At 68.1% G+C, this 15,576-nt stretch carries 14 protein-coding genes and 2 pseudogenes; 6 read left to right on the top strand and 10 right to left on the bottom strand.

Annotated elements, in window-relative coordinates; translation table 11 throughout:
* Position 1: 1 nt before the first annotated feature.
* The gene (locus tag QFZ83_RS26305) at positions 2-304 is read right to left on the bottom strand and encodes a hypothetical protein (RefSeq protein ID WP_307511274.1); all 303 of its coding nucleotides are present in this window, start codon (positions 302-304) and stop codon (positions 2-4) included.
* Between the two features lie 103 nt (positions 305-407).
* Between QFZ83_RS26305 and QFZ83_RS26300 the strand changes: the two genes are divergently transcribed.
* From QFZ83_RS26300 to QFZ83_RS26275, 6 genes and pseudogenes are all read left to right on the top strand, one after another.
* Positions 408-1,298, top strand: coding sequence for a DUF4019 domain-containing protein (locus QFZ83_RS26300; RefSeq protein ID WP_307511272.1), 891 nt, complete (start codon positions 408-410; stop codon positions 1,296-1,298).
* A gap of 295 nt (positions 1,299-1,593) precedes the next feature.
* A complete protein-coding gene (locus QFZ83_RS26295) occupies positions 1,594-2,151 on the top strand; it encodes a fimbrial protein (protein WP_306882957.1) in 558 nt (185 codons plus the stop codon).
* A 217-nt stretch (positions 2,152-2,368) separates the two neighbouring features.
* Positions 2,369-3,154 (top strand): molecular chaperone, encoded by a 786-nt coding sequence (locus QFZ83_RS26290; RefSeq protein ID WP_307511270.1) that lies wholly within the window; start codon positions 2,369-2,371, stop codon positions 3,152-3,154.
* Positions 3,155-3,174: 20 nt separating this feature from the next.
* A pseudogene (locus tag QFZ83_RS26285) lies at positions 3,175-3,659 on the top strand (FimD/PapC N-terminal domain-containing protein); the annotation flags it as partial.
* Positions 3,660-3,698: 39 nt separating this feature from the next.
* On the top strand, positions 3,699-5,825 hold the full coding sequence (locus QFZ83_RS26280) for a fimbria/pilus outer membrane usher protein (RefSeq protein ID WP_373457531.1): 2,127 nt from the start codon (positions 3,699-3,701) through the stop codon (positions 5,823-5,825).
* Positions 5,822-6,838, top strand: a complete 1,017-nt coding sequence (locus QFZ83_RS26275) for a fimbrial protein (protein ID WP_307511263.1) — start codon at positions 5,822-5,824, stop codon at positions 6,836-6,838. Before QFZ83_RS26280 ends, QFZ83_RS26275 begins: the two co-directional genes overlap by 4 nt.
* A gap of 10 nt (positions 6,839-6,848) precedes the next feature.
* Here QFZ83_RS26275 and QFZ83_RS26270 read toward each other — a convergent pair whose 3' ends face one another.
* The 9 genes and pseudogenes from QFZ83_RS26270 to QFZ83_RS26230 all read right to left on the bottom strand — a co-directional run.
* Positions 6,849-7,169 (bottom strand): hypothetical protein, encoded by a 321-nt coding sequence (locus QFZ83_RS26270; protein WP_013543918.1) that lies wholly within the window; start codon positions 7,167-7,169, stop codon positions 6,849-6,851.
* A gap of 117 nt (positions 7,170-7,286) precedes the next feature.
* A complete protein-coding gene (locus tag QFZ83_RS26265) occupies positions 7,287-8,132 on the bottom strand; it encodes a DMT family transporter (protein WP_306882961.1) in 846 nt (281 codons plus the stop codon).
* A 72-nt stretch (positions 8,133-8,204) separates the two neighbouring features.
* The gene (locus QFZ83_RS26260; RefSeq protein WP_307511261.1) at positions 8,205-8,906 is read right to left on the bottom strand and encodes an AraC family transcriptional regulator; all 702 of its coding nucleotides are present in this window, start codon (positions 8,904-8,906) and stop codon (positions 8,205-8,207) included.
* A 53-nt stretch (positions 8,907-8,959) separates the two neighbouring features.
* Complete coding sequence (locus QFZ83_RS26255) at positions 8,960-9,511, bottom strand: hypothetical protein (protein WP_307511260.1); 552 nt, start codon at positions 9,509-9,511, stop codon at positions 8,960-8,962.
* A 42-nt stretch (positions 9,512-9,553) separates the two neighbouring features.
* Positions 9,554-10,699, bottom strand: coding sequence for an SLC13 family permease (locus tag QFZ83_RS26250; RefSeq protein ID WP_307511258.1), 1,146 nt, complete (start codon positions 10,697-10,699; stop codon positions 9,554-9,556).
* A complete protein-coding gene (locus tag QFZ83_RS26245; protein ID WP_306882964.1) occupies positions 10,696-11,976 on the bottom strand; it encodes an MFS transporter in 1,281 nt (426 codons plus the stop codon). Before QFZ83_RS26245 ends, QFZ83_RS26250 begins: the two co-directional genes overlap by 4 nt.
* Before the next feature lie 19 nt (positions 11,977-11,995).
* Positions 11,996-12,775 carry a hypothetical protein gene (locus QFZ83_RS26240; RefSeq protein WP_307511256.1) on the bottom strand — a complete coding sequence of 260 codons (780 nt, stop codon included), beginning with the start codon at positions 12,773-12,775 and terminating at the stop codon, positions 11,996-11,998.
* Positions 12,776-12,925: 150 nt separating this feature from the next.
* A complete protein-coding gene (locus QFZ83_RS26235) occupies positions 12,926-14,287 on the bottom strand; it encodes a sigma-54 dependent transcriptional regulator (protein WP_307512818.1) in 1,362 nt (453 codons plus the stop codon).
* 3 nt (positions 14,288-14,290) lie between these two features.
* Positions 14,291-14,896: pseudogene (locus QFZ83_RS26230) on the bottom strand (sensor histidine kinase); the annotation flags it as partial.
* Positions 14,897-15,576: the final 680 nt, after the last annotated feature.

The raw sequence follows: 15,576 nt of genomic DNA, 5'->3' as shown, positions 1-15,576 counted from the left end.
GTCAAGGATGATAGGTTGATCCCGAAATGGTTCGTTGTTGCGCCGCATCGACGGTCGGCGCAGAGCCCTTGCCTGAATCACCCGGAGAACAAAAAGCTCTGGCACTTTGCCAGAGCATCTCTGCCGAATCGAAAAATCTGCCGGGCCGAGCTAACGGCACGGCCACTTTCACGGTCATATACAAGTAGCCGTCAAGGCGGCTTTCGATCGGTCGCGAAACGGCTCGTCGTTTCGCCGCATCGACGGTGAGCGCGCGGCAACTTGGCGGCCGCCCGAAGTGACGCCCGCTGGGCAGCATCGGCATCGTTCTCGAACTGATCACAAGGCCAAGACTGGCCTCGCCAACGCAAAGCCATGCGCTACTCGCCATGCAAGCAACTGAACAAGATTCAAAAAAAAGGCATCCAATGAATCGATTTTTCACTCAATTTCTTGCCGCATGCTTGATGGCTTCGACCTCGCTGATCGTCGCCGCGGCGCAGCAACCACCAGGCACATCGTCCGACGAGTTGGTCCGTGCCGCATTGCAAAGCCTTCAGAAAGCAGATACCGACCGCCTGGGCGAGCTTTGGGAGTCGGGCTCGAGCGTGCTGAAGAGCCGTGTGCCCAAGACCACCTTCATCGAGACCACACGCAAGGCGCGGCTGTCGATGGGGCCGGTGACGGCCCGCGACTGGTCGAGCGTGGCGCGCCTGCAGTACCGCGCGGGCAACGAGTCGGGCTTTCCCGCGGGCCTCTACGCCAATGTCGATCTGGTGACCCAGCTGGGCAATGGCAAGAGCGCATCCGAAAGGATCAGCTTTGCGATGGAGAACAACAGCTGGCGCTTCACGGGGTATGTGATAGCGCCCCCGACGCCATCGTCCGCCACGCCGGCCGCACCGCTCGCACCGGCCACATCGTCAGCGCCGGCCACCCGCACGACGCAGCTAGCGCCATCTTCGGCATCCGATGCCCGCGCGCCCGAAGTGGAAGCCGCCGTGCACGCCTGGGCCGCAGCCTGGTCGGCCCGGGACGTTGGCCGCTATCTGCTCGCCTATGCGCCAGAGTTCACACCGGCCAACAGGCAACAAAGCCGCAAGAACTGGGAAGAAGAACGCCGGGCACGCATTGCTGGCAAGTCGACCATCAGCGTGACGGTCCAGGGGCTGGCGATCAGCATCGACGGTCAGACCGCAACCGCCCGATTTCGGCAGACCTACCGCGCGAATGATTTGAGCGAAGTGGGTCGCAAGACGCTGGAGTTTCAGCGTTCGGGGACCCAATGGCTGATCCGCAAGGAGACAGCTGGCGTTTGATGAATTAAGGGTTCACATCGGGATCTCGCCGCAAGACATCCTGTACGGGTGAGTGCGGATCCGACGGAGGCATCGTAGCGACTCGAACTTTGCAAGTTTTCTAGGCGAAGCTGCCAACAGTTGGTTTCCAGTTGTTATCTTTCGGATGTATGTCACGTTCAGTTCGATAACACTGTTAACCACTGTGAACTGACGATAACAACTGTCTATCTTGCGTCATCGATAACTAGACTGCGGCCTGCCCTGCATATGGCAGGTTGCAATTCAGTTATCTCATCTCCTCAGGGAACGCAAAATGCAAAAGTCTGTATTCGTCAAGTTCGCATCGTTGGCCGTGGCCGGCGTGTTGTCGCAAGGCGCTTTCGCCGCCGATGGCACCATCAATTTCACCGGTGAGATCGTCGATGCCCCTTGCTCGATCTCGCCCAACAGCCAGAACATGACCGTGCCGCTCGGCAAGGTTTCGCGCACGGCATTCGACGGCCCGACCGCCGGCACCGCGCTGGTCGGCAAGAAGGCAACCCCCGCCAAGTTCAAGATCGATCTGCTGGGCTGCGGCGCAACCGCCAAGGGCGCGACCGTGACCTTCTCTGGCACCGCCGACCTCGACGACGCCACCAACCTGCGCCTGGCCAATGCTGGCCAGGTCGGTGTGGGCGCGGCTGCGGGCGTGGCCATCGAACTCGGTGACTCCGCCGCGACCAAGATTCCGCTCGGTTCGCCGTCCGGCGTCTACACCCTGGGTCTGGGCGACAACTCGCTGAATTTCCAGGCTGCCTACGTGGCGACCAAGACGGCTGTCACGGTCGGCCCGGCCAACTCGGTCGCGCAGTTCACGGTTGCCTACAAGTAAGTAGCGTCTGCGGCATTGCCGCGGCCGGCCGGAGCGCATAGCCGCTTCAGGCTGGCCGGCAATGCCGCCCAAGCCTGCGCCGCGGCCGGACTTCATGTCCCGCCGGCGCCGGCATCTCCTTCTTTTTTCCGATTTTTTCGTCGGTGCCCGATGCGCACTGGCGTGCCAGGGCGCGCGTGCTCCGTGCGGCTTGCCCGCGCCCAAGGACTTCTTTTTTATGTGCAGCAACCATCGCTTCCGCTGGGCCTTCGCCATCCTGCTGATGCTGGGCCTCCAGGGGTTGGCCGGCGCGGGTGTGATGCTCGGCGGCACCCGCGTGATCCTGGGCGAGAGGGACCGCGAAGCCTCCATTCCGGTGAAGAACACCGGCACCTCGCCCTACGTGGTCCAGTCGTGGATCGACGCCGGCGAAGGCAAGAACAAAACACCCCTGCTCGTCACGCCGCCACTGTCGCGGCTGGACCCGGGCATGGAAAACATCCTGCGCATCATGCGTGTGCAGGGCGAGTTGCCAGCCGACCGTGAGTCGGTCTTCTGGCTCAACGTCAAGGAGATTCCCGAGAAGTCGAAGGAAGAGAACGTGCTCCAGATCGCGGTCCGTAGCCGCATCAAGCTGTTCTACCGGCCTTCGAAGCTCGTGGGCAAGTCCGAAGAATCGCGCGCCCAGCTCAAGTGGGCGGTGAGTGCCGGCACCGAGGGACAGGGCGCCGTGCTGAAGGTCGGCAATCCGACGGCCTATCACGTGACCTTCACTGCGCTGAACATCAACAGCGGCCAGCAACTGATCAATGCGGACATGGTTCCGCCGTTCGGCGAGATGACGTACCCGCTGACCGCTGTGAAGGCGCCGCAGGCCATCCAGGTCAACTTCACCACCCTCAATGACTACGGCGGCGAGACGTCCGGAGAGCGCGTGCAGGTTCCCGCAGGTGCCGTGCCCGTGGCGGTGAAGGCCGAGTTGGTCCCGCAGCCCGCGCCTTCCGCCGACGGCGGCAAGCGCTGAGACGCCGGAGACACACCGCCATGCGCCACTCGCCCGCTCCTCGCGCGCCGTTCCGGCTGACCTTGTGCGCCGCCTTGTTGGGCGCACTCGGCGCGCCCGGCCATGCGCAGGAGCAGTTAGCCGGCTCCAGCTTCAACGAGGAGTTCCTCGGCATCGGTGGAGACCAGCCGCATGCCGATCTCTCGCTCTTCTCCTTCGGCAACCGCGTGCTCGCGGGCAAGTACATGGTCGACGTATCGCTGAACGAGCGCGGCGCCGGGCAGACCGAGATTCGCTTCGCCGCCAAAGACGGCAAGAACGACGCCGAGCCCTGCCTCACGCGCGCCATGCTCGATGCATGGGCGTCAACGTGGCAGTGTTTCCTGAACTTGCAGGGGCCGCGGACGAGGCCTGCGTCGAACTGATCAAGGTGATCCCCGATGCCGCCGTGACCTACGACGCCGGCAAGCAGCGCCTGTTCGTGAGCATTCCGCAGGCGGCGCTCAAGCGTTCGGCGCGTGGCGCGGTCGGTCCCGAGAAGTGGGACAAGGGCATCACCGCCGCCATGCTGGACTACCAAGTCAATTTCGCGCGCTACAGCGGCAACAACTACCGCAACGACACCAACCCCTTTGCGCCCCCGCAGAACGTGTTCGACGGCAACCCTTTCGCCGAGCGTGACAAGAACCTGCAGCGCAACACCCTGTTCGCGGGTCTTCGCGCCGGCTTCAACTACGGCGACTGGCGCTTCCGACATTTCTCGACCTACAACCGCGGCATCGACGGCAAGAGCCGCTGGCAGGGCATCAACACCTACATGCAGCGCGACATCGCCTCGATCAACGGACGTCTGCTGATCGGCGACGGCAACACGCCGGGCAACTTCTTCGACAGCCTGCCGTTCCGCGGCGTGCAGCTCTCGTCCGACGAAGCGATGCTGCCCGACAGCCAGCAGGGCTACGCGCCCACCATCCGCGGCGTGGCGCAGACCAACGCGCGAGTCACCGTGCGCCAGAACGGCTATGTCATCTACAGCACCTTCGTGGCACCGGGGCCGTTCGTCATCGACGACCTGTACCCCACGGCATCGAGCGGCGACCTCGAGGTGACCATCGTCGAGGCCGATGGCCGCCAGACCAGGTACACGCAGGCGTTCTCGGCTGTGCCCACGCTGCTGCGCGAGGGCACCTGGCGCTACTCGGCCACTGTCGGCAAGTACCGCAACGGCTACGACGGCGGCACCGTGTTGGGCGTGCGACCTTCGCTCTCGCAGCCCGTCTTCATGCAGGCGACGCTCGCACGCGGTCTCGGCAACGAGTTCTCGCTTTATGGCGGCATCCTGATGGCGAACATGTACCAGTCGCTGCTCGCGGGCGTGGGCAAGAACCTGCGCGATTTCGGTGCTGTGTCGGTCGACCTCTCCAGCGCGCGGACCACCGACCGCACGCCGATCAACGGCGTGAAGACCTACGACGGCCAATCGGTGCGCTTTCTCTACTCGAAGGCTTTCCTCACCTCCGGCACCAACTTCCGCGTGGCGGGCTACCGCTACTCGACCAGCGGCTACCGCACTTTCCAGGAAGCGGTGCAGATGCAGGACCTGCGGCCCTTCGAGTCGTTCAACAGCCGCCGCAACGAAGTGCGCTTCGAGGTCTCGCAACAGGTCGGCGACCTCGGCACGGTGTTCGCGTCGGCGCGTCAGCAAAGCTACTGGGGCACCAGCGCGAAGGACCGGCTGGTGCAACTGGGTTACTCGGGCAACTACAAGCAGTTCGGCTACAGCGTCTTCTACAACTACACCACCAGCCTGAACCGGCCGGCCGTGCGCCAGGTGATGTTCACGCTGAGCATCCCGCTCGGCGACACGCGTGCCAGCGCACAGTACGCCGTCACGCGCGACAGCACGGGACGCGTCAACCAGCAGGCCAGCGTCTATGGCTCGGCCTTCGACGACAGCCGCCTGACCTACAACGTGACTGCCGGCGCGGCGAACCAGGACGGCGGCAGCAGCGGCAGCGCAAGCGCGAGCTACCTGTCGCAGGTCGGTCGCTTCGACGTCGGCCATTCGCAGGGCCGCGGTTATGGCCAGAGCACCTTCGGCGTGTCGGGCGGTGTGTTGATTCATGGCGGCGGCGTCACGATGTCGCAGCCACTGGGCGAGACCGTGGCGCTGGTGCAGGCGCCCAAGGCGTCCGGCGTGGGCTTCGAGTCGCAGCCCGGCGTGGCGACCGACTGGGCCGGCAACGCGATCATTCCCAACCTCACGCCGTACCGGCTGAACCGCTTGGCCATCCGCACCGGCGACCTGGGCGACACGGTGGAGGTGAAGAACGCCGCCACCGAAGTCGTGCCCACGCGCGGTGCTGTCGTGGTCGCGAAATTCGAAACCTCGGTGGGCTTCCGCCTGCTGATGGTGCTGACGGACGCGAAGGGCCGCATGCTGCCGCTGGGTTCGAAGATCGAGAACGAAGCAGGCCAGGAGGTCGGCATCGTCGGACCCGACGGCCAGGCCTTCGTGACCGGCGCGGGTAGCAGCGGACAGCTCACCGTGCGATGGGGTCAGGGCAAGGCCGACCAGTGCGTCGTGCCGTACAGCCTGCCCGATGAAAAGAACCCGCCGCCGATCCGCGAGCTGAACGGCCAATGCGCCGCCGCGGTGCCGATCGACGTGCAACCGAAGGGAGCGGAATGAACCGCAGCCATCCATTCCGCGCAGTGAAGACCGCGCGCCGTTTCTTGCGCTTCGCCATGCCGGCCCTCGCGCTGCTGCTCGGCGCACAGGGCGCATGGGCCGCGTGCATCGTCACGCCGGGCTATATCGAGAAGACGGTCAACATGGCAATGGGCCGAGTCGTCATCCCGAACGATGCGGCGGTGGGCACGATGTTCAAGTCGCAACTCTTCCCGCTACCTTCGAGCGCTATCAACAAGCCCTGGACCTGCGTGGGCGGCGGCAGCGTGAAGGGCGTGATGCTGCAGGGCATCGCGGTGCCGGGCCTGGACCATGTGTTCACCACTGCGGTGTCCGGCGTGGGCATCCGCCTGTCGCGCTACTTCAGCGACACCGAAGTCAGCTACTACCCGCACGACCGCACGACCACCAGCGACTTCGGCAACTTCGACGCGGCGTCGCGCTTCCAGGTGGAGCTCTTCAAGATCGCCACCGTCACGGGCAACGGCCCGCTCGCGCAGGGCACCTACACCCAGTACTACAGCGTGGCGGACAACAAATCGGTGCTCACCACGAACCTGCTGGGCGAGGGCATCACCATCATCACGCCCTCGTGCTCGGTGGACCTGGGCTCGCGCAACATCCTGGTGGAATTCGGCAAGGTGCCGCAGAACAACTTCAAGGGCAGGGGCACCACCACGGGCGATCGCAAGTTCAACATCAAGCTCAACTGCAAGGCCGGACAGAACGCGCAGAACACCGTCTATCTGCGCATGGACGCCACGCAGGACCCCTCGAATGAGCAGGGGGTGCTGAAGATCACGCAGGCTGGTGCCAGCACCGCCACCGGTGTGGGCATCCAGGTGGTGAACGACAAGAGCGTGCCGGTGAAATTCGGTGAAGACGCACTGGTGGGCCCGTCGATGGACGGCGCCTATGTGCTGCCCTATACAGCGCGCTATTTCCAGACCGGCGACAAGGTGACGCCAGGGCGTGCCAACGGCACAGCCACTTTCACGCTCGACTACAAGTAACTGTGATCAGTCAGTCGGCCGGCCGCATGGGGATGTCGCCCATCGCGTCATCCTCCCGCAGTCCGCGCGCGGCCTTCAACAGTTCGATTGACAGTCCATCGCCCTGGCCCGCAAAGCCCTTGGCGACGCCTTCGAGCACCGTCGAGAGGCCGGCCTCCCCGTCGGCCCGGGCGTCCATGCTGACATTGAGCACCCGGGCCGCCATCTGGCGGTAGGTGATGGCGCCTGCGCCTTCGAGCGCGGCCACCAAATCCAGGTACAGCGCCAGGTTCAGGTCGAACACCAGCTTGGGCGTGATTTCGAAGTCGTCGTTCTTGTTCTTGCCGTCCATGGGTGTGGCTCCTTGTTTCTGAGCCTCCACTCTAGCCAGAAAACGCGCCTTGGTTCGTCGGACGCGGGCGTGATTCGTTCATTCGTTCATTCGTTCATTCGTTCATCGTTCGTTTGTTCAGCGGGCGCGCGTGCCCATGACGGCCGCCGCGATGATCAGCGCCGCGGCAAGCGCAATGCTCCACGTGAGCGGGCGCCCGGTCACGGCCAGCAACAGCGACGTGGAGGCCAGCGGCGTGATGTAGCTCAGGATGCCGATCTGCCGCGCATCGCCGCGCTTGAGCGCCATGTCCCAGACGAAAAAAGCCGCGCCCAGCGGGCCGAGGCCACAGAGTGAAACCAGCAGCCAGTCGCGGGCCGACAGCGCGACGGAGAGCTCGAGCAGCGCGTGACAGATCAGCGACAGCGCACCCGACACCAGCCCGAACAATCCGATCGCCGAGGTGGGAAACGCCGCCACCCGCTTCGTCCACAGCGAGTAGCTCGCCCAGATGAAGGCCGAGCCCAGCGCGGGAAGAAAGCCCCAGTACCCGACATCCGCACCCGGAGTTGTGCCGCCGCGCGTGCCGAGGATCGCCACCGCCGCCCCTGCGAACCCAAGCAGCGCCGCGATCACGTGCAACGGCCGCAGCGACATGCGCGGCAGCAGCACCGGCGCCAGCACCACCATGAGCAGCGGCCACAGGTAGTTGACGAGATTGGCCTCGACCGGCGGCGCATATCGCAGCGCGATGAACAGCAGGAAGTGATAGCCGAAGAGGCCGTAGATGCCCAGCGCCAGCGTGCGCGGCGGCACCTTCCAGGCGCGGCGGTCGCGCAGCACGAGCGGCCAGCTCGGCACGCTGCCGATCATGAGCGCGAGGCCCGTCAGCAAGAAGGGCGGCAGGTGCGACAGGGCCGTGCCGAGCGAGGCAAGGCTGGTCCAGAGCGCGATGGCGAGCAGGGCGTAGACGGTGGAAGACATGAGACCGGCGAGGCTACGCGATGCGGTCGTCGCGCAACGCCGGTCGATCGTCGCGTGGCGACGGTCTTGTCGTCAGATGCCCCGGCGGCGCAGTGCCGCGGTGAGCGCCGATGGCGAACGGTAGCCCGTGCGCCGCGCGGTTTCCGCGACGCCCATGCCGTCCATCCGCAGTTCGCGCGCGTGCGAGAGGCGCAGTCCGCGCAGCCACTGCATCGCGCTCACGCCTTGCTCCTCGCGGCAGCGCTGTGCGAACTGGCTGGGGCTTAGGCAGGCCACCTCGGCGAGGTCGGAAACGGTCAGGGGCTCGTGCCACCGCGTTCTGGCCCAGGCCGCAAGTGCCTGCCAATCGATGCGGCGGCGACGCGTGTCGGTCATCGACGATGAAGCCGCGGGGCGCCAGGCTTCCAGCAGCAGCGCAGGGCCGTACTGCAGCGCGAGCGCGGCATGCTGCGGCTGCTTTATGCACTGCACGAGATAGCGTGCGAGCGCATGCAGCTGCGGCGCACCCGCTGGCGCGCGCTCGGCACACCGGGCCCACGGCGCGTGCGTGGTGTCGAGCACGAGGCAAACGCTGCCTTCGCCGCGGGCTTCGAAGTCATGCCGGTTGCCCGGTGCGACCACCTGCGCCTCGCCAGCGCCGATGCCCGCGCCGCGGCCCTCGACTTCGATCTCCAGCACGCCATCGAGGCCGATCAGCACCTGGAAATGGTCGTGCGCATGGCTGCCGTGCGAGGGGCCGTAGGTGCGCAGGGAGAGTTCGTGTGCCGTGTGCATAGGTGGCTGCTGCGCATTGTCCGCGCGGCCCTCGCGGTGCCGCAAGCCGTGCCTCAGGCTTCTTCGGTTTCCTTAAGGTGCCGGCCATTGACCCGGACCGCCTCGACCACCTGCCCGCCACCCGTCGCGAGCGGCTGCGCGCGGCCCTCGGCGCGCACCGTGTCGCCGACTTTCAGCCCGAGGCGCGCGAAGCCGTCCGGCTTCGTGTGGATGAAGTCGCCGGTGTCCAGCACGACGCCGTTCGCTTCGCCGTGCCGTGCGTAATTAAGGCGCACCACGGTGCCGGCGATGTCTTTATGGGCCGGTGCATCCTGCGGCGTCCGGCCATCGACCGAAACCAGCCGTTCGAACTGGTAGACGCTGTGCGCCGCGTCTCCCTTGGGCGACGGGCCCTGTTCGGTGCCCTCGATCACCAGTGCCTGGCCCGGGCGCAGGCCGGCGAAGGCGGCGGCGGCCGTGGGTTCGTGGCGATCGAACACGAACTGCGTGGCGATGCCGTCGGTGTCGATGAGCACGCCCTCGATGCCACCCTTGGGGCTGTAGACGAGATGCTGGAAGCGGCCTTCGACGGACCAGATGTCGATGGTGTCGTGAGAGTGCGGCATGGGAGTTCCTTTGTCGGAGTGTTTGGGGGAGCGAGGGAAAAATCAGCCGAGCCGCAGCAGCACCGCGGACGCTGCGCACACGAGCAGAAAGGGAATGCTGATGCGGTGAAATTCGCGCAGGCCGTGCGGCACCTTGGCCAGGCGCAGCGCGATCAGGTTGGCGAGCGAGCCCAGCACGCAGCCGAAGCCGCCGACGCTCACGCCGGCCGCGAGCGCTGGCAGGTCATGCACATAGCGGTCGAGCAGGATGGTCGCCGGCACGTTGCTGATGAACTGCGAGGTCACGATGGCCGCGAGGTAGGCGCGCCAGCCTTCGGCAATCGGCCACTGGCCCATCAGCGACGCGATGGCCGGCAGCTCCGCGAGCTGGCGCAGGTCGACGAACATCAGCGCGATGATCGCGAGCAACGCCCAGTCGATGTCGCGCAGCACCCGGCGCTGGAACACCAGATAGGCGCAGAACACCACCGCCAAGCCGGCAACGAGCCAGTGGCGGTCGAGCGCGACGACGAAGCCCACGAACAGCACGCCCGAGAGCGCCAGCAGCCGCGGCTGCACCGGCGCGGCCTCGGTCGCCGGCTTGAGCGCGATGGGCGTGCGCGGCACCAGCAGCCACACGGCCACGAAGAGCCAGAACAGCATCACCAGCACCGTGGGCGCCATCATTCCCATGAAGCCCGCAAAGCTCTCGCCGGTGCGGTGCCAGAGGTAGAGGTTCTGCGGATTGCCGATGGGCGTGAGCGCCGAGCCCGCGTTCACAGCCAGTGCCTCCAGCACCACCAGCCGGGCCAGCGGCAGGTGCGCCTGGCTGGCGAGCACGCGCGTGAGCGGCACCAGCAGGAACAGGCTCACGTCGTTGGTGACCAGCGCCGAGAGCACGGCCGCGGCGGCGGTGAGCAGCAGCGCGAGCTGGCGCAGGTCGGTGGTGCGCGAGAGCAGCCGCTGGGCCGCGGCCTGCAGCATGCCGCTCTTCTCCACGCCCTGCGTGATGGCGAGCAGGCCGGCCAGCGCGCCCACGGTCTGCCAGTCGACCAGCTTCAGCCAGTCCATCGGCGCACGCGGGCACAGGAAGGCGAACGCGACGGCCACGACGACCAGCACCCAGAGCAGGCCGTTGCCGCCGCCTTCGTGCGGCGAAGAGGTGTCGGACGACGAGGCGGGCAGGGCGGGCGCGGTGTCTTTGGTCATGAAGCGGTGGAGGTCAATGCGGAGGCGGTCGGCGCGCCGGCTGGCGAGCGGCCCCGGCCGCGAGTTTCGGGCATTGCCACCGCGAACAACGCCAGCGCACCCGCCGCGATGCCGGCGAGCACCGAAAAGGCAGTGCCGTAGCCGGCCGCATGCGCGATCGTGCCCGCCACCAGGTTGCTCAGCGCCGCGCCCAGCCCGACGCAGGCCGCACCGAGCCCGAGCGCGAAGTTGAAGTGGCCGCTGCCGCGCGTGAGGTCGCTGATCGTCAGCGTGAGCATCACGCCGAAGATCCCCGCGCCGATGCCGTCGAGCAGTTGCAGCGCCAGCAGCGCGGCGGGGCTGTCGGCCAGGAGGTAGAGCAGCCCGCGCACCGGCAGCACAGCGAAGCCGACGAGGAAGATCGGCTTGCGCGGCAAGCGCGGCGCCCAGCGTCCGACCGCCAGACCGATGGGAATAGTGACCAGCTGCGTGACGATCACGCCGCCCGAGAGCCACAGCGCGGCCGAGGTGCCGGCCCGCGTGCCGACCTTCTGCGCAACCAGCGTGAGCATGGCGGCGTTGGCCAGGTGGAACAGGAAGGCGCAGGCCAGCAGCACGAGGAGCCGGTGGTCGTACCAGCGTGCGGCGCGCGCACCCGGCGCGGACGAAGACGCGGCAGGCGGCTCGGCATCGGCGCCCCGCGCCAGTTGCAGGTCGATGTCGTGGTGCCGGATGCGAAGCGCCGCCGCAATGGTCGGCAGCGCCATGGCCACGGCATAGAAGAACATCGCGTGCGGGCCGAATGCATGGCCGACCCAGCCCGTGCCCAGCGCCCACAGCACCGTGCCCGCCGCGGTGATCGCGGCGTTGCGGCCGATGCGCGCATCCAGGCCCGCGCGACCCACCATGCCGAGGCTGGTCGCCGCGATCGCCGGTGCGACCAGCGTGCCGGCCGCGCCGATGAGCGACTGCCCGGCAAGGATCACGCCATAGCTCGGCCAGTTCGCCATGACGAGCAGGCTGACGGCGATCAGCGAGATCGCGCCCGCGATCCAGCGCGGCTTGTGGCGCACGCTGTCGATCAGCGCGCCGGCCGGCGCCTGCACCGCGAGCCCCACCAGCGCCGAGACGAACATCACGGTGCCGATGCGCTGCGGGTCCCAGGCCAGCGTGCCGGCCATGAAGACGATCAGGAACGGCCCGACGCCGCCCTGGATGTCGGGCGCGAGGAAGGCCAGCGCGTCGAGCGCGCGCAGGCTGCGGCGCGAGGGTGTGATGGGCGCGGAGGGACGGGTCATGGCGGGTTTCGCGCGAGGGTCAGGAGGCGGGGTTCGGCGCTGGCAGCGGCATCACCGGGGCCGGCGGCACCGGACCCCGTCCGCGCGGTCCACGCGGGCCGCCGACCGGCGGTGCGGGTTCGAGGCCCGGTCCGCTGAACACTTCGCGCACGGTGTCGGCGCTCTGGCCCAGGCTCGTCGCTTCCAGCGCCGTGCCCTGCGCGCTGCGGGTTCCCCAGCCGCGCGCATGCAGCGGCGCACCGGGCTGCAGCTGCGCGCCATACGCGGCGCCGATGTGCGGCGGGAAGCGCACGATGGTTTTGTCTTCGAGCATCACGCCATGGACGTCGCCGCGGTCGGTGTAGAGCAGGCGCGCGATGCGGCCGCCCGCGGTCATGGCGCTGAGCGCGCCCGATTCGCGCGGTGGCGGCGGGGCCATGCCCGGGGCCGGCGGCTGGTCGGTCACGCTGCGGCCGTTGGCGACGAGGGTTTGGCCACGCACCACCGGCACGTTCGGCGCGCGCCAGCCGCTGACCTGCACCGTTTCACCCGGCTTGAGCATCTGCATCACGGCCGCGGAGAGATGCGGCGGAAACGCGACCTGCGTGCCGTCCGAGAGCAGCAGCCCGTCGGCCTCGCCGTTCGGATTGATCAGCCACTGCTGCGCACGACCGCTGACGGTGATGGTGCCGGCCTCCGGCGTTGCAGCGATGGGCGCAGGAGGCACCGGTCCGCCGGGCGGCGGAGGCGGCATTTGCGCGAAGGCCGCGCTCCCGGCCAGCAGGCAGGCGGCGGCGATGAAAGTGATGCGGGGTGTCATGGAGGGCTCCTTGTGTGGATGGATGCCCAAGGACATCTCACACAACGTGCCAGCCAGGAAACCCTTTGAAATCAACAGCTTGCGCGCGACGGACGGTCGGTGCCCGGATGATCCCAGGACATCGGGTGTCCGGTTTCCGGACACCTCGCCTTACTCGAGCCCGTACTGCGCGAGCTTGCGGTAGAGCAACTGCCGGTGAATGCCCAGCCGGCGTGCAGCCTCGGCGCGATTGCCCCCCGTCTCCGCGAGCGCGTTTGCGATCAGCAGCCGTTCGAGCCGCTCCACGGCGGCGGGCAGCTCGGCGTCGAGCCAGCCGGCCGGTAGCGTCTGCTCGGTCTCGCCAGGGCGCGCAACACCCAGTGCGGCAGCCAGGTCCGCACCGCCGATCACGCGGTGGCGCACCAGCGCCTGACAACGCTCCATCACATTGCGCAGCTCGCGCACGTTGCCGGGCCAGGGGTGGCTCAGCAGCCGCTGCGCGGCGTCGGCGGACAGCGCCTTGGGCGCCTCGGGCGTTGCCGCGCGACGCAGGAAGTGCTCGGCCAGCGGAATGATGTCGGCCAGCCGCTCGCGCAGCGGCGGCAGGCGGATCGAGAGCACGTCGAGCCGGTAGAGCAGGTCTTCCCGAAAGCGCCCTTCGCGCACCGCGGTGGCCAAGTCGCGGTGCGTGGCGGCGATCACGCGCACGTCGACCTTGATCGTTCTGTGGCTGCCCAGCGGCGTGACCTCGCCCTCCTGCAGCGCGCGCAGGATCTTGGCCTGCACATCGAGCGCCATGTCGCCGATCTCGTCGAGCAGCAGCACGCCGCCGTCGGCCGCGCGAAAGCATCCCGGGCGCTCGCCCGTCGCACCCGTGAACGCGCCGCGCACATGGCCGAAGAGTTCGCTTTCGAGCAGCTCCTTCGGAATGGCCGAGCAGTTGATGGCCACGAAGGGCCGGTCGGCGCGGGCCGAATGGCGATGCAGCGCGCGCGCCACCATTTCCTTGCCGGTGCCCGTTTCGCCGAGCACCAGCACCGGCATCGAATTCGCCGCGGCAAGGCCGATGCGCTTGTGCACTTCGCGCATCGCGTGGCCCGGGCCGATCAGGTCGCCGCTGTCGTCTTCGTCCACCGTGGAGGGCGATGGCGTCGTTGCGATCGCTCGCTGCTGCAGCGCCCGCTCGAGCACTTCGCGCACCGCCTCGCGGCTGATCGGCTTGGCCAGATGGTCGAAGGCGCCCAGGCGCATCGCCTCGATGGTGTTGCCCGCGCTCGCGAAGGCGGTGAGCACGATCACCGGCGGCAGGTGCACCAGCCGCGCCTGCATGGCGGCGAGCGTCTGCAGGCCGTCCATGCCGGGCATGCGGTGATCGAGGAACACGGCGTCGAAGCGTCCGCGCGCCAGCGTCTCCACCGCCTCGGCGCCGCCGGCCGCGGCGATCACGTCGTGGCCGAGGCCCTGCAGCGTCTCGGCCAGCGTGTCGCGAAAGGCGTCGTCGTCATCGACGATCAGCAGGTGCGCCCATGGAATCTCCAGTTCGAAGCGGGTGCCCTGCGCCAGCGGCACATGGTGCAGTTCGCCGCCGTGCGCCAGCGCCACCTCGCGCGCGAGCGCCAGCCCGAGCCCGGTGCCGTCTGCGCGGCCGGTGGCGAAGGGCTCGAAGAGATGCGGTTGCAGCGACTCGGGCACGCCGGGGCCGTCGTCGTCCACGCGCATCGTCAGCGTGCGCACATCGGGCTGCAATGCGGACAAGGTCACGCGGCTACCGCGCGGCGCATGGCGCACGGCGTTGTCCAGCAGGTTGTCGATGGCGCGCGCCAGGTGCACGGGGTCGAACACCGCCTTTGCGGGGCCCTCGTGCCGCAGCGCGACCTGCACGTCGCCAGTGGCCGCCTTCGCCGCGACGGCAGCCGTGCGGTCCGTGAGCCAGCGGTGCAGGTCGACCTCTTGCGGCGCCAGCGTGACCGGCTGCACCAGCGCGAGCAGGCTCTGCACCAGTCCGTCGAGCCGGTCGATCTGGCCGACGATGGTGCGCAGCGCCTCGCCCTGCCGCTCGGGCGTGGCGGCCAGCGCGTTCTCGGCTTTGAGGCGCATCGTCGCGATCGGGTTGCGGATCTCGTGCGCGACGCCGCCCGTCATGCGGCCGAGCGCCGCCAGCCGCTGGTCGCGGCTGCGTTGCTGTGCGGCCGCGCGCAGGTTCGCACGCGCTTCCTCGAAACGCAGGCGGTAGCGGTTGAAGCCGTCGACGATGCGGTCGAGTTCCTGCACGCCCGTGCGCGGCAGCTCGGGCATCGCGTCGCCGCTTGCATCGGCCTCTGCCAACCGGGTTTCGAGGCGCTGCACATGGCGCAGCCCGCGCAACAGGATGAAGCCGAGCCACAGCCCCGAGGCCAGCACGACCAGCAGCAGCACCGCCAGCCCGGCGCGCAGGCTCCCTTGCGCCGCCAGCGCACCGGCGTGGGTGCGCGTCATGGTCCAGGCCGCGAGGTCCTTGCCCGGCGCGGAGAGCGGGCAGGCCGACACGATGAGCGCCTCGCGGCTGCCGCGCACCACGTCGGTCTGCGGCTGCTGGGTGCGCGCCGCGAGTTGCGAGAGTTCGACGATCAGCGGCTGCTCGGCGGCGGGCACGTCCCGCTTGACGCCGCTCCCTTCATAGGTGGGGTAGGCATAGGCCAGCAGCCCGCCGGCCCCTTGCCACACGCCGCCTTCGACATGCGGCGCCTCGATCAGCACCAGTTGCAGCAGCACCTGCAGCAGGTCGACCTGCGGTTGCGGGGGCGAGGGCTCGCTCACCGACTTGGCGTAGCGCGCCGCGATCG

Origin of the sequence: Variovorax sp. W1I1, from assembly GCF_030815625.1 — a bacterium.
GTDB classification, from domain to species: Bacteria; Pseudomonadota; Gammaproteobacteria; order Burkholderiales; family Burkholderiaceae_C; genus Variovorax; species Variovorax paradoxus_C.
Note: the sequence above shows the minus strand (reverse complement) of the source record. Positions and strands in the feature narration are given on the sequence as shown.